Origin of the sequence: Actinomadura coerulea (assembly GCF_014208105.1) — a bacterium.
Classification (GTDB): domain Bacteria; phylum Actinomycetota; class Actinomycetes; order Streptosporangiales; family Streptosporangiaceae; genus Spirillospora; species Spirillospora coerulea.
The window spans coordinates 2,041,871-2,054,947 of record NZ_JACHMQ010000001.1 but is presented as its reverse complement, the minus strand read 5'-3'; the positions used below and the strand labels follow the sequence as shown (position 1 = coordinate 2,054,947).

The following is a 13,077-nucleotide window of genomic DNA, read 5'->3' as shown; positions in this document are numbered from 1 at the left end:
ATGAGTGAAGGGCGGGTCGCCGCGCGGTCCCGCCCTTTGGTGAGCTGTGGTCAGCTGGGGGTCTGGTCGCGGGCGGGGGTCTGGGCGAGCCGGTGGGAGTCGGTGCCGGTCTGGATGTTGGTGCCGCAGAAGGTGAGGCGGCCGCCGGATGGTGGCTTACTGCGACGCTGGTTGCTTGATCGGAGAACCGCGCGCGACGGGCTTTCTTGCCATTGCGGGCATCCTTGGGACATGGCAATGCTCGCCGTTCACTGCCCGACGCTGATGTCGGGAGCTTTTGAGGCAGGGTCGCGCTGGCGGCGCGTCTGGCTACAACAGGAGAGCCATCGCGTACTCGTCGCGCGGAATCCCGTCCACGATGACTGCGTGCTTGCGTACGCCCTCGATCGTGAACCCCAGCCGCTGGTACAGCCGGTGCGCTGGGTTCTCGACGGCGACGTTCAACTGCAGCCGGGTCAGGCCCCGTTCGGGGGCTTCGTGCTTGATGAGCGTGTGCAGCAGGCCGGTCCCGATTCCTTGTCCTCGGTGTGAGGGCAGCACTCCGAGGACGAGGTGCCCGCAGTGCGCGACCCGCTGGAACCGCCCGACGGCCACGCGCAGCGCGCCGAGTAGCGGGGTGCCGCCGGCCACGAGCTCGAACGATCGATCCTCCATCGGGGCGGTCCTCTCGCCGGGTTCGGCGAGCATGAACTCGGCGTCATTCTCGACCCTTCGCCACAGCTCCGCCACGGCTGGCCGTTCCGTGGCGCCCGCGACCCTGTAGATGACGTCGGCCATGCGGACCCCCATTGACGTTCGCCCGGACGGCTTGGCAGCTGGCAGATCTGCTTCGACCTCGGCAGATCCTCATCGTGTCAGGGCAGAGGCGCTGTGCGGCGGCGGTGCGGACCTCGGACGTTTCCATGGGGTCGTCGCGCAGGTAGTGCAGGCGTGTGCGCGGGTGGGGTCGGCGAGCTGGACGTGCGCGGCGGCCCGTTCTCGGACGTCGGCCTCGCAGTCCCACAGCGCCTCGAACAGTTGCTTCAGCCGCGGCATGATCTGTGCCGCTCGGTCGCCTCCGATGCGGGTCAGCCCCGCGACCAGGTCGCGGTAGCACCGGCCGAGGCCCCTATCGCGCGTATGCACCCGGCGCACGGCCTCCAGCAAGGCTGGAACATCACGCTCGTCGCCCGTCCTGGCCAAGACCCAGACGGAAAGCCAGTACTGGGGGTGATCGGGTATCGCTGCCCACCGGCGGGCCTGCGCCAGTTCAGGATCTGCGGCCGGCTCGGACAGCGGGCGGGCAGGGCCGCACCGTTCTCGTCGTCCTCGGGTGGTGTCTGGTCCAGCACCGCCAGGAGGCGGTCGATCGGGATCTCCAGGTCCCGGACCAGGTGAGCCAGATAGACGATACGGGCTCTGTGCCGCAGGGCTCCTTGGTGGATTTCCTGGTGCGTGGGTGGATGTGTGCGGGTTAGGGTGCGGGCATGCGCCGACGACATTGATCTTCACCTGAGGCGGGGCTCGCGCGGAGGCTGTACGGCTACGCGTTCCTCAAGGATTTCGTTCTTCTGTACCCGGTCTACGCGGTGCTGTTCTCCGAGACCGGGCTCTCCCCCGCCGCTGTTTCGTCGCTGTTCGTGATCTGGTCGGTCACGGCGTTCGCGCTGGAGTTGCCGTCCGGTTTGTGGGCGGATGTGTTCTCGCGGCGGTTGCTGCTGGTGGTCGCTCCCCTGCTGCCGGGCGCGGGTTTCGTGCTGTGGGCTTTCTTTCCTTCGTATCCGGTGTTCGCGGTCGGGTTCGTGCTGTGGGGCGCGGGGTCGGCGCTGTGTTCGGGGACGATGCAGGCGCTGGTGTACGAGGAGTTGCAGCGGGTGGGGGCGCCGGGCGCCTATGCGCGGTTGGTCGGGCGTTGTGAGGCGGTGTCGCTGCTGGCGGTGGTGGCGGCGTCGGCGGTGGCGTCTCCGGTGCTGGCGGTGTGGGGGTACCGGGGGCTGGGTGCGGCGAGTGTGGCGGCTTGCGTGGGTTGTGCGGTGGTGGGGTGGTTCCTGCCGGAGTCCAGGGGTGGCGGTGGGGACGCGGAGGAGCCGTCGCTGGGGTCGGTGGTGCGTCAGGGGTGGGCGCAGGTGCGGGGTGAGCCGGCGGTGCGGCGGGCGCTGGTGCTGGTGGTGGTTCTGGAGGGTGTGACCGCGCTGGATGAGTATGTGCCGCTGCTGGTGCGGTCGACGGGTGTGGCGGCGTCGGCGGTGCCGTTGCTGGTGCTGTTGGTGACGGCGGGTGATGCGGCGGGCGGTTGGGCGGCGGGGCGGGGTGTGCGGTGGCTCGCGCCGGTGCTCGGGGTGGGTGCGGTGTGTCTGGCGGTGGGGTCGCTGGGTGGTCGGCCGGGTGGGCTGGTGCTGGTGGCGGTGGCGTTCGGGGTGTTCCGGTGGGCGATGGCGGGGGCGGACGCGCGGTTGCAGGAGCGGGTGGGTGATGGGGCGCGGGCGACGGTGACGTCGGTGGCGGGGTTCGGGGCGGAGGCGGTGGCGGTGCTGGTGTACGGGGGGTATGCGGTGGGGTCGCGGTGGGCGGGTGCGGGGGTGTTGATGGGGGTGGCGGCGGTGCCGTACGTGGTGGTGGCGGTCGTGCTGGGGTTGGGGGCGCGGCGGGGCCGTGTACATCCGGAGTCGTAGGCGGCGGGTGGCCGGTACGCGAAAGGCGCATTGCGGTTGAACGCTTTGGCCGGATTCGTTGGCGGTGGGTGGGGGCCGAGGATCGTGGGGTCGTTGCGGATCGATTCTTGGAGCGTGTGCTGATGGGTGCGGACCCGCTGGACTTGGCGCGGGTGCAGTTCGCGTTGACGGCCGGCACGCATTTCATGTTCGTGGCGCTGACGCTGGGGTTGGCGACGCTGGTGGCGTTGACGCAGACGCGGGCGGCGGTGTCGGGCAGTGCGGTGCATGCGCGGATGGTGCGGTTCTGGGGGCAGTTGTATGTCATCAACTATGCCGTGGGGATCGTCACCGGGTTGGTGATGGAGTTCCAGTTCGGGATGAACTGGTCGGGGCTGTCGCGGGTGACGGGGAACGTGTTCGGTGCGCCGCTGGCGCTGGAGACGATCGTGGCGTTCTTCGTGGAGTCGACGTTCCTGGGGTTGTGGATCTTCGGGTGGGATCGGCTGAACCGGTGGGTGCACCTGGCGCTGATCTGGGTGGTGACGTTGACGGCGTATCTGTCGGCGTACTTCGTGCTGGTGGCGAACGGGTGGCTTCAGCGTCCGGTGGGGTTCGTGATGGTGGACGGTGTGGCGCGGCTGGACGATGTGGGGGCGCTGCTGGCGAATCCGACGGCGTTGCTGGCGTTCTTTCATGTGCTGTTCGGGGGGTTGCTGACGGCGGGGTTCTTCATGGCGGGGGTGAGCGGGTTCCACCTGCTGCGGCGGACGGCGGAGGTGGAGTTCTTCCGGCGGTCGATGCGGATCGGGTTGCTGACGGTGATGGTGTCGGTGATGCCGGTGGTGGTGTTCGGGGGGATGCAGTTCCAGTACGCGCAGCCGACGAAGACGGGCGGGCACAAGGCGGCGGCCGCGGTGGCGGACTTCACGGCGCGGTTCGGGCCGGACGACTACCGTCCGCCGGTGCTGGCGGGGGTCGGCGAGGCGCTGATGATGACGATGTGGATGTTGATGCTGCTGGTGGCGGCGGTGGCGCTGGTGAAGTTCCCGTTCGGGCGGTGGCTGGTGCGGGGGCGGGTGTTCCACGTGCTGATGATCGCGGCGGTGCCGCTGCCGTATGTGGCGATGGTGGCGGGGTGGGTGTTCCGTGAGGTGGGGCGGCAGCCGTGGATGGTGTACGGGGTGCTGAAGACGCGGGACGCGCTGTCGCCGGGTGTGGGGTCGGGGACGGTCACGGTGTCGTTCGCGGCGTTCTCGGTGCTGTTCGCGGTGCTGTTCGGGGTGAACGCGTGGCTGCTGGCGCGGTTCGCGCGGCGGGGTCCGGAGGGGGTGGGGCTGGGTGCCCCTCCCCCGGCGGAGCCGGCCGCGCCGGTGATGAGCCCGACGTTCTGACAGGAGCCTGGTGATGGATTCTCTCGCGGTGGTGTTGCTGGCGGTGTTCTCCGCCGGGTATCTGGTGCTGGCGGGCGCGGATGTCGGGGTGGGGATGCTGCTGCCGTGGCTGGGGCGGGACCAGCGTGAGCGGCGTTTGGTGATCGCGTCGTTCGCGCCGTTCTTTCTGGGCAACGAGGTGTGGTTGGTGGCGGCGGCGGGTCTGGTGGCGGGCGCGTTCCCGGGGTTGGAGCACGGGTTGCTTGAGGAGTTGTATCCGCTGTTCGCGGTGCTGCTGTTCGGGTGGGTCGTGCGGGACATGGGGTTGTGGTTGCGGGGCCGGGTGGACGCGGCGCGGTGGCGTGGCGGGTGTGACGCGGCGATCGTGGCGGGGAGTTGGGCGCTGGCGCTGGCGTGGGGGTCGGTGCTGGGTTCGGTGTTGGCCGGTGGCGGGCTGGGTGTGGGGAGTGTCGCGGGGTTGCCGTTGGCGGTGGTGTTCGCCTGGCACGGTGCGGGTTTCGCTCGGTGGCGGCTGCCGGTGGGGTTGGCGGAGCGTGCGAGGCGGGTTCCGGCGCGGTACGGGTTGTCGGCGCTGGTGTTGGCGGGGGCGCCGGTGGTGGCCGGGGTGCAGGTGGAGTGGTCGCGGGTGGTGGCCGAGGGTGCGGGGTTGACGATGACGGCGGTGGTGACGGTGGTGGTGCTGCCGTTGCTGTTGGCGTCGCAGGCGCTGGTGTGGTGGACGTTCCGGGGGCGTGTGGAGTCGCCCTCGTACCTGTAGGGGGCCGGGGTGAAGGGTGTCGAGCGGCGTCTGCTGCGGTTGGTTCCTGGCCGGGTGATGGTGCTGCTGGGGGTGCTGGCGGCGGGTCAGGGCGTTCTGCTGGTGGTGCAGGCGGAGTTGCTGGTGCGGGCGGTGGCGGGCCTGGACGCGGGGCCGTTGCCGTGGGTGGCGGTGGCGGTGGCCGGGCGTGCGTTGCTGGCGTGGGTGGTGGCGCTGGTGGCGGGCCGGGCGGCGGCGCGGGTGAAGGCGGGGCTGCGGGGTGGGCTGCTGGAGCGGGCGGCGGGTGATGCGGGCGCGCGGGTGACGTTGCTGACGCGGGGGCTGGACGCGGTCGATCCGTTCTTCACGGGTTATGTGCCGCAGGTGGTGGCGGCGTGTGCGGTGCCGGTGGTGGTGCTGGTGCGGCTGGTGGCTGCGGATTGGGCGTCGGCGCTGGTGGTGGTGGTGACGGTTCCGCTGGTGCCGGTGTTCGGTGCTCTGGTGGGGATGCGGACGGCGGCGCTGACGGGGCGGCAGTGGGGGCTGCTGCACCGGCTGGGCGGGCATTTCCGGGACGTGGTGGCGGGGCTCGGGACGTTGCGGGCGTTCGGGCGGACGGGTCATCAGTCGGTGGTGGTGCGGGAGCTGGCGGGCGAGCATCGGCGGGCGAGCGTGCGGGCGCTGCGGGTGGCGTTCCTGTCGTCGCTGGTGCTGGAGCTGGTGTGCGCGTTGTCGGTGGCGGTGGTGGCGGTTCCGGTGGGGTTGCGGTTGCTGGGCGGGGAGATGGCGCTGGCGACGGGTCTGCTGGTGCTGGTGCTGACGCCGGAGGTGTATCTGCCGTTGCGGGCGATGGGGCAGCGTTTCCATGCCAGCGCGGAGGGGGTGGCGGCGGCGCGGGAGGTGTTCGCGGTGCTGGACGCGCCGGCGGTGTCGGGGTCTGGTGGCCGGGTGGTGGGTGAGGGGGCTCCGGAGATCGTGCTGGAGGAGGTGACGGTCCGGTATCCGGGTGCGGCGGAGGCGGCGTTGGACCGGGTGTCGCTGCGGGTGCGGCCGGGTGAGCGGGTGGCGGTGACGGGGCCGTCGGGGGCGGGCAAGTCGACGCTGCTGCTGGTGCTGGCGGGGTTGGTGCCGCCCGATTCGGGGCGGGTGCTGGTCGACGGTGTGGATCTCGCGGAGCTCGAGGTGGCGGCGTGGCGGGCGCGGGTGGGGTGGGTGCCGCAGCGGCCGCATCTGTTCGCGGCGTCGGTGGCCGACAACATCCGGCTGGGTGATCCGGCGGCGGGGGCGGAGCGGGTGCGGGAGGCGGCGCGGGCGGCCGCGGCGGACTTCGTCGAGGAGTTGCCGGAGGGGCTGGCGACGGTGCTGGGTGAGGGCGGTGCGGGGTTGTCGGCGGGGCAGCGGCAGCGGCTGGCGATCGCGCGGGCGTTCCTGTCGGGGGGCCCGGTGATGCTGCTGGACGAGCCGACTGCGCGGCTGGACCTGCACAGTGAGCGGGTGCTGGTGGATGCGGCGGTGCGGTTGCTGGCGGGGCGGACGGCGGTGCTGGTGGCGCATCGTCCGGCGTTGCTGCGGGCGGTGGACCGGGTGGTGCGGTTGGAGGGCGGCCGGGTGTGCGGGCGGCCGGGCCTTGTCGGTGAGGAGGCGGCGTGAGGGGCGCGTCGGGGGTGTGGGGTGCGGTGCGCCCGCACGCGGTGCGGCTGGTGGCGGCGGGGGTGGCGGGTGCGGCGGCGGAGCTGTGCGGGCTGGGGTTGATCGCGGCGGCGGCGTGGCTGATCGCGCGGGCGTCGCAGCGTCCGGAGCTGGGGGCTTTGTCGGTGGCGATCGTGGCGGTGCGGGGGTTCGCGCTGGCGAAGGGGTCGCTGCGGTATGTGGAGCGGCTGGCCGGGCATGACGCGGCGTTGCGGGCGCTGGCGGAGTTGCGGGGCCGGGTGTTCGACGCGTTGGCGGCGGCGGGGCCGGGTGCGCGGCGGGTGCGGGACGGCGACGCGCTGACGCGGATGGTGTCGGATGTGGATGCCGTGCAGGATCTGCTGTTGCGGTGCGTGCTGCCGGTGGCGGCGGGGGTGGTGTGCGGGGCCGCGGGGGTGGCGGTGTGCGCGCTGGTGGAGGCGTCGGCGGCGGTGGTGTTGGGGGTGGGTCTGCTGGTGGCGGGGGTGGTGCTGCCGGTGGTGGCGGCGGTGGCCGGTGGGCGTGCGGCGGTGCGGATGGCGGAGGGGCGCCAGGTGTTGGCGGTGCGGTCGCTGGACGTGCTGGAGGGTGCGCGGGATCTGGCGATGTTCGGTGCGTCGGGGCGGTTCGCGGAGCGGGCGCGGGACGCGGTGCGGGGGTTGGAGCGGGCGGAGCGGTCGGCGGCGCGGGTGTCGGCGGCGGTGTCGGCGGCGGGTTTCGTGGTACAGGGCGTGACGGTCGCCGGGGTGGCGTGGGCGGGGTTGCGGGCGGGCGTGGACGAGGTGGGTGCGGCGGTGGTGGCGTTGACGGCGCTGGTGGCGGTGGAGTCGGTGCTGCCGCTTGCGGGTGCGGCGCAGCGGTTGCGGGAGGTGGCGCCGGCGGTGCGGCGGGTCGGGGCGGTGCTGGCCGCTCCCCCGGCGCCGTGTCCGGCGCGTCCGGTGGCGGTGCCGGGGGGCCCGCTCGGGGTGGAGTTGCTGGGGGTGCGTGTCGCCTACGGGGAGGGGGTGGCGCTGGACGGGGTGGATGTGCGCGTGGAGCGTGGCCGGCGCGTCGCGGTGGTGGGGGCGAGCGGCGCGGGCAAGAGCACGCTGCTGGCGGCGGTGTCGGGGGATGTGCCGGTGGCGTCGGGTGCGGTGCTGCTCGGTGGGCGGGACGTGGGAGGGTTCGCGCCTGGGGATGTGCGGGCGGCGGTGCGGGGGCTGGCGCAGGACGCGCACGTGTTCGCGGCGTCGGTGCGGGCGAATGTGCTGCTGGCGCGTCCGGACGCGGACGAGGCGCGGTTGTGGGCGGCGGCGGAGCGGGCGCGGTTCGCCGAGGTGGTGCGGGAGTTGCCGGACGGGTGGGACACCGTGGTGGGGGCGGGTGGGCGTGGCCTGTCGGGCGGGCAGCGGCAGCGTCTGCTGCTGGCGCGGGCGCTGCTGGCCGATCCGCCGGTGCTGGTTCTGGACGAGCCGACGGAGGGGTTGGATCCGGTGGCGGCGGACGCGGTGACGCGGGAGCTGCTGGAGGCGCCGGGGGGCGGGACGCTGCTGCTGGTGACGCATCGGCTGGCGGCGTTGGGCGCGGCCGACGAGGTGGTGGTGCTGGATCGGGGTCGGGTGGTGCAGCGGGGGCGGCACGAGGAGTTGCTGGCGGTGCCGGGCGCTTACCGCGATCTTTGGGAGGCGGAGCTTCTGGCGGCTCGGGCGGCGGCGTGATGTTCGGCGTGATGTTCGGTGTGGTGGAGGGCCCGGGCGAGGGCGGCGATGGCGTCGGTGATGGCTGAGGCGGGGACGGCGGCGTAGCCGAGGACGAGCCCGGGCGGGTGGGGGCGTTGTGCGTGCCATGACAGCGGGTGGGTTTTGACGCCGTGTTCCAGTGCGGCCGCGGCGAGGGCGGTGTCGTGGAGGGTGCCTGGGCGGCCGGGGAAGGTGATGGTCAGGTGCAGTCCGGCGGCGGCGCCGTGGACGGCGGCGGTGGGCAGGTGCGCGGCGATGGCCTCGATCATCGTGTCGCGGCGTCGGCGGTGGCGGCGGCGCAGGAGCCGCAGGATGCGTTCCATCTCGCCTGAGTTCATGAGTTCGGCGAGGACGAGTTGCGGGAGGGCGGCGTTGCCGAGGTCGGCGAAGCGTTTCTCGGCGATGACGGCGTCCAGGTGCTGGGCCGGGGGCAGGATCCAGCCGGTCCGCAGTGCCGGGGCGAGGAGTTTGGAGACGCTGCCGAGGTAGAAGGCGCGGTCGGGGAGCATGGAGCGCAGGGCGGGGACGGGGGGCCGGTCGTAGCGGTGTTCGGCGTCGTAGTCGTCTTCGATGACCAGGCCGCCCGCGGCGGCCCAGCGTGTGAGGTCGCGGCGGCGGTCGCCGCCGAGCACGGCGCCGGTGGGGAACTGGTGGGCGGGGGTGAGCAGGACGGCGGGGGCTCCGGTGGCGCGGAGGCGGTCGACGCGGATGCCGGCGGTGTCGACGGGGACGGGCGGGGTGGTCATCCCCCAGTGCGCCAGGTGCTGGCGGACGCCGAGGGAGCCGGGGTCCTCCACGGCGATCCGGTCGATGCCCTCGCGGGCCAGGACGCGGGCGACGAGGCCGAGGGCTTGGGCGGTGCCGGCGACGACGACGATGCCGGCGGGGTCGGCGCTGATGCCGCGGTAGCGGGCGAGCCAGGCGGCGACGGCGGTGCGCAGGGCGGGGGTGCCGCGCGGGTCGCCGTAGCCGAGGCCTGCGGCGGGCAGGTCGCGCAGGACGGTCCGTTCGGCGCGCTGCCAGGCCGCGCGCGGGAACGCGGCGAGGTCGGGCAGGCCGGGTGACAGGTCGATGCGGGCGGGCAGGTCGCGCAGGACGTCGAATATGTCGGGGCCGGGGTGCGTGGGGAACGAGGCGGAGGGCGCCGGGGTGGTGGCCGCCCGGCTGGGGCGTTCGGGCAGGGGCACGGGGGCCGGGGTGAGGGGGGCCGCGACGACGATGGTGCCGGCTCGGCCGCGTCCGGCGAGGTGGCCTTCGTCGGCCAGCCGCTGGTAGGCCTCGGTGACCGCGCCGCGGGAGACGCGCAGTTCGGCGGCCAGGACGCGGGTGGCGGGCAGGCGGGTCCCGACGGGCAGGCGGCCGTCGGCGACGGCGTCGCGGAGGCGTCCGGCGAGCCAGTCGGCGAGCCCGCCGGGCGGGGCGTCGGCGGGGTCGAGTTGCAGGAAGTCCGACCCCGGCGTTACGGACCTGTTCGGTTCGCCGTCTTTGGACCTGTTCACCGGGCCATTGTGCGGCCACGGTGGTCGCATGGAAACCACGATGACGGACGGTCCCGGCGGCTATGTGCACGGGTACTCGGGACGGGAGTCGCGGCGGCTCGGCGACCAGGCCGACGCGCTGGCCGCGTTGGTGCACGACGGGACCGCCTATCCGGCGGGCAGCCGGGTGCTGGAGGCCGGCTGCGGGGTGGGGGCGCAGACGGTGCATCTGGTGGCGCGCTCCCCCGGCGTGCGCCTGACCGCCGTGGACCTTTCGCGCGCCTCGCTGGAGCAGGCGCGTGCCCGCGTCGAGGCGTCCTCCCCCGCGGCGCGGGTGCGGTGGCGGTGCGCCGACCTGCGGGACCTGCCGTTCGGCGACGCGGAGTTCGACCACGTGTTCGTGTGCTTCGTGCTGGAGCATCTGCCCGACCCGCGCGCCGTGCTGGCGGGTCTGCGGCGGGTGCTGCGGCCCGGGGGGACCCTCACGGCCGTCGAGGGCGACCACGGGTCGGCGTTCTTCCACCCTGACAGCGCCCACGCGCGCGCCGCGATCGCCCATCAGGTCGCGTTGCAGTCCGCGGCGGGCGGCGACGCCCTGCTCGGGCGGCGGCTGGGGCCGCTGCTGGCCGAGGCCGGGTACGCGCGGGTCGGCGTGGTCCCGCGGACCGTGTACGCCGACCGGGCGCGGCCCGATCTGCGGCGGGCCTTCACCCGCGACACCTTCACCGCGATGATCGAGTCGGTGCGCGGCGAGGCCGTCGCGGCGGGGCTGGCCGCCCCGGCCGACTTCGACCGGGGGGTCGCCGACCTGCACCGCGCCGCGGACGCCGACGGAACGTTCCACTACACGTTCTTCAAAGCCACCGCCGTGAACCCGGAGTGAGAGCCGCCCCCGGGGCCGGGCCAGAAGCGGCCCGGTCGGTGGGCCGCTCAGTTGTCGGGCAGGAGCGGGCCGAGCGGGCCGAGGTCGAGGTTGAGGTCGTGGTCGTCGAGGTCGAAGTGGTCCTTCAGGCGGGTCATCGCCTCGTCCAGGCGCATCAGCGCCAGCCCCAGATCCTCGATCTGCTGGTCGGTGAGGTCGCCGCCCTCGGCGCGGCGCAGCGCCTGCCGCTCCATGAGCTGCCGGATCAGTTCGACCAGGGTCAGCACCAGCTTCACCAGGTCCCGCTCGACCGTCTCGGGGTCGGAGCGCAGCCGCTGCATCGTGCGCGAGGACCGCTCCCGCAGGTCCGCCTCGCGCACCGGCGCGGCGCGCACCGGGGCGTCCCCGTGGGAGGACTCGGTGCGGCCGGCCAGGATGTCGTCGGTGAAGGGGTCGCCGACGGCGGGGTCGCGCACCGACACCTCCCCGCTCACCGGTTCGCGGCTCCCCCGCTCGCGGTCGCCGCGCGCGGCGGGCCCGGCGCCGGTCGGGCCGGGGGGCCGGCGGTCGGGTCGGGTCACGGTCGTTCCTCCTCGGGCAGCAGCTCGTCGCGGACGGAGGTGATCAGCGCCCGCAGGGACACCTCCACCAGGTCCACGCCCGCGATCGAGATGACCAGGTCGCCGGTGATGACGACGCCGCCCGCCAGCAGCCGGTCCAGCAGGTCGACCAGGGCGATCCGCTCCATCGGGACGTCGCGGCCCTGGTCCAGGACGGCCGTCACGCCGCCCCCGGCTCGATGAAGGAGTAGGGCGGCCAGGGCCCCGTCACCTCCACCTCGATGCCCGCCAGCCTCTCGCCGGCCGCCCGCGCCACCGCCAGGAACCCCTCCACCTGCTCCTCGTCCAGCAGGTAGGCGACGTTGAGGATCTGGGTGTCCGCCCGGCCCGACAGGCGCGGGTCCTGCGGCGGGTGGTGCCGTGACGCCACGGCGTGGTCGGCGAGTTCGGCGTGGACCGCGTCGGCCTGCTCGCCGACCCGGCGGCCGGCGTCGGCGCGGCGCCGGCGCTCCTGCTGCCGGCGCCGCAGGTACGCCGCCCCCGGCCCGGCGGGGGCCGTACCCGCGGCGCCCTGGTGGGGGCCGGTGAGGGACTCGGCGCCCGGCGCGAGCCCCCCACCGGGGTCGGGGCCGTCGCGGCCGGTGTCGCCGCGCAGCAGTGCGGGGTCGGCGTAGGCTTTCACGCCCCACTCGGAGCGGCCGTCGATCAGGTCGAGGACCTCGGTGAACCGTCCGCCCTCGTCGGTGAGCACCTCGGCGACGCGGGCGTCGTCGCGGTAGATGGTCGCGATCCGCACCGGCGCGGTCGGGGCGGCGTGCGCGGCCCGGTCCACCACGTCGTGGTGGGCGCGGGCGGTGGCCTCCAGCCACTCCAGGTCCTCCAGGTTGGCGCGCAGCGCCGACTCCCCGTACTCGTCGAGCCGGACGGTGCTGACCAGCGCGGTCAGCCCGGCCGCGACCACGCCGCGCACCGGCGCGCCCGCCACCCCGGGGGTGTCGCCCAGCGCGGCCGGGTCCAGGCCCCGCGCCACTCCGTACAGGTAGACGCCGGTGCCGGCTGGCTCGGCGGCGCCGTGGGCACCGGCGGCCCGGTCGGCGAACCCGGGGGCGGTCATGATGGCTCCTTCCCGTCTCCGGTGCGTTCGGCGGTGCCCTCGGCGCCCGCCTCGAGGGCGGCCAGGCGCTCGCGCAGCCGCCGGTTCTCCTCCAGCAGCTCGCGGTCGCCCTGGCCGTCCAGCTCCTTCTGCCGGGCCTTGGACGACAGGGACGGGTCGTGCTCCCACCAGTCGATGCCCATTTCCTTGGCCCGGTCCACCGATGCCACCAGCAGCCGAAGCTTGATCGTCAGCAGTTCGATGTCCAGCAGGTTCACCCGGACGTCCCCGACGATCACGATCCCCTTGTCGAGGATGCGTTCCAGCAGGTCGGCCAGGTTGGCGCCCTGCCGCTCCCCGGCCACCGACCGCGCCGGCGAGCGCTGGCCGGTCCAGGAGATCTCACTCACAGCCGCTCAGTTCCTCTCCACTCGTCCGCGGGCGTAGCGGCCGGCGCGCCGGTAGCTCACCAGCTCCCCCTCGGCGTCCACCTCGGTGTCGTAGACCGCGAGGATGTCCGCCGAATCGGGGATGCGGTGGGTCTCCACGACCTCCACCTTGACGCGCCAGCCCTCCTCCGTGCGCTCCATTCCCACGACGCTCTCGGCCCTGCGGCCGGTCATCGCGGTGACGTGCTCGACCGCCAGCGCGGCGGCCTTGGACGCGGACAACATCACGGGCCTCCTAGCCGCCCGGCTGGTAGCCGCGTGCGCGGCCCTCGTTCAACCGGCGGATCAGCTCCTCCTCGCGCTCGGCGGCCTCCTCCTCGGTGATCTCGCCGGCGGCGGCCTCGTCGGCCACCTGCTGCATCTCCGCGGCGATCCGCCCCGGGTCGTACAGCTGCGCCTCGGCCTGCTCGGTCAGGGTCTCGGCCAGCCACATCACGCCCTTGACGGGCGCCAGGGGCGCGGTGACCAGCCCGGAGAAGAATCCCATCG

Annotated in this window: 14 protein-coding genes; 6 read left to right on the top strand and 8 right to left on the bottom strand. The window is 73.9% G+C overall.

Annotation, left to right across the window (positions count from 1 at the left end; genetic code table 11):
• Positions 1 to 309: 309 nt before the first annotated feature.
• The gene (locus BKA00_RS09500; RefSeq protein ID WP_185024564.1) at positions 310 to 777 is read right to left on the bottom strand and encodes a GNAT family N-acetyltransferase; all 468 of its coding nucleotides are present in this window, start codon (positions 775 to 777) and stop codon (positions 310 to 312) included.
• Positions 778 to 1,514: 737 nt separating this feature from the next.
• On the opposite strand from BKA00_RS09500, the gene BKA00_RS09495 reads away from it, so the two are divergent.
• The 5 genes from BKA00_RS09495 (at position 1,515) to cydC (ending at position 8,125) form a co-directional block, all read left to right on the top strand.
• A complete protein-coding gene (locus tag BKA00_RS09495; protein ID WP_185033929.1) occupies positions 1,515 to 2,651 on the top strand; it encodes an MFS transporter in 1,137 nt (378 codons plus the stop codon).
• A 122-nt stretch (positions 2,652 to 2,773) separates the two neighbouring features.
• Positions 2,774 to 4,024 (top strand): cytochrome ubiquinol oxidase subunit I, encoded by a 1,251-nt coding sequence (locus BKA00_RS09490; protein WP_185024563.1) that lies wholly within the window; start codon positions 2,774 to 2,776, stop codon positions 4,022 to 4,024.
• Between the two features lie 13 nt (positions 4,025 to 4,037).
• A complete protein-coding gene (locus tag BKA00_RS09485) occupies positions 4,038 to 4,781 on the top strand; it encodes a cytochrome d ubiquinol oxidase subunit II (protein ID WP_185024562.1) in 744 nt (247 codons plus the stop codon).
• A 9-nt stretch (positions 4,782 to 4,790) separates the two neighbouring features.
• Positions 4,791 to 6,410, top strand: a complete 1,620-nt coding sequence (gene cydD, locus BKA00_RS09480; RefSeq protein WP_230298836.1) for a thiol reductant ABC exporter subunit CydD — start codon at positions 4,791 to 4,793, stop codon at positions 6,408 to 6,410.
• Positions 6,407 to 8,125 (top strand): thiol reductant ABC exporter subunit CydC, encoded by a 1,719-nt coding sequence (cydC, locus tag BKA00_RS09475; RefSeq protein WP_230298835.1) that lies wholly within the window; start codon positions 6,407 to 6,409, stop codon positions 8,123 to 8,125. Before cydD ends, cydC begins: the two co-directional genes overlap by 4 nt.
• Here cydC and pdxR read toward each other — a convergent pair.
• Positions 8,074 to 9,645: a MocR-like pyridoxine biosynthesis transcription factor PdxR gene (pdxR, locus tag BKA00_RS09470; RefSeq protein WP_230298834.1), complete on the bottom strand. Its 1,572-nt coding sequence runs from the start codon at positions 9,643 to 9,645 to the stop codon at positions 8,074 to 8,076. The two genes, cydC and pdxR, sit on opposite strands and share 52 nt — an antisense overlap.
• A 28-nt stretch (positions 9,646 to 9,673) precedes the next feature.
• Between pdxR and BKA00_RS09465 the strand changes: the two genes are divergently transcribed.
• Entirely contained in the window at positions 9,674 to 10,507 is an 834-nt protein-coding gene (locus BKA00_RS09465) for a class I SAM-dependent methyltransferase (protein ID WP_221493082.1), read from the top strand.
• Between the two features lie 47 nt (positions 10,508 to 10,554).
• On the opposite strand, the gene BKA00_RS40350 is transcribed toward BKA00_RS09465, so the two are convergent.
• Genes BKA00_RS40350 through BKA00_RS09435 form a run of 6 tightly spaced genes read right to left on the bottom strand, consistent with a single transcriptional unit; the run spans position 10,555 to position 13,075 of the window.
• A complete protein-coding gene (locus BKA00_RS40350) occupies positions 10,555 to 11,067 on the bottom strand; it encodes a gas vesicle protein K (RefSeq protein ID WP_230298833.1) in 513 nt (170 codons plus the stop codon).
• The gene (locus BKA00_RS09455; protein ID WP_230298832.1) at positions 11,064 to 11,270 is read right to left on the bottom strand and encodes a gas vesicle protein; all 207 of its coding nucleotides are present in this window, start codon (positions 11,268 to 11,270) and stop codon (positions 11,064 to 11,066) included. The genes BKA00_RS40350 and BKA00_RS09455 overlap by 4 nt, the downstream gene beginning before the upstream one ends.
• The gene (locus BKA00_RS09450) at positions 11,267 to 12,160 is read right to left on the bottom strand and encodes a GvpL/GvpF family gas vesicle protein (protein WP_185024560.1); all 894 of its coding nucleotides are present in this window, start codon (positions 12,158 to 12,160) and stop codon (positions 11,267 to 11,269) included. The genes BKA00_RS09455 and BKA00_RS09450 overlap by 4 nt, the downstream gene beginning before the upstream one ends.
• Complete coding sequence (locus tag BKA00_RS09445; RefSeq protein WP_420829671.1) at positions 12,157 to 12,549, bottom strand: gas vesicle protein; 393 nt, start codon at positions 12,547 to 12,549, stop codon at positions 12,157 to 12,159. The genes BKA00_RS09450 and BKA00_RS09445 overlap by 4 nt, the downstream gene beginning before the upstream one ends.
• A 6-nt stretch (positions 12,550 to 12,555) precedes the next feature.
• Positions 12,556 to 12,813: a gas vesicle protein GvpO gene (gvpO, locus tag BKA00_RS09440; protein ID WP_185024559.1), complete on the bottom strand. Its 258-nt coding sequence runs from the start codon at positions 12,811 to 12,813 to the stop codon at positions 12,556 to 12,558.
• A 10-nt stretch (positions 12,814 to 12,823) separates the two neighbouring features.
• Positions 12,824 to 13,075, bottom strand: a complete 252-nt coding sequence (locus BKA00_RS09435) for a gas vesicle protein GvpG (protein ID WP_185024558.1) — start codon at positions 13,073 to 13,075, stop codon at positions 12,824 to 12,826.
• Positions 13,076 to 13,077 lie beyond the last annotated feature (2 nt).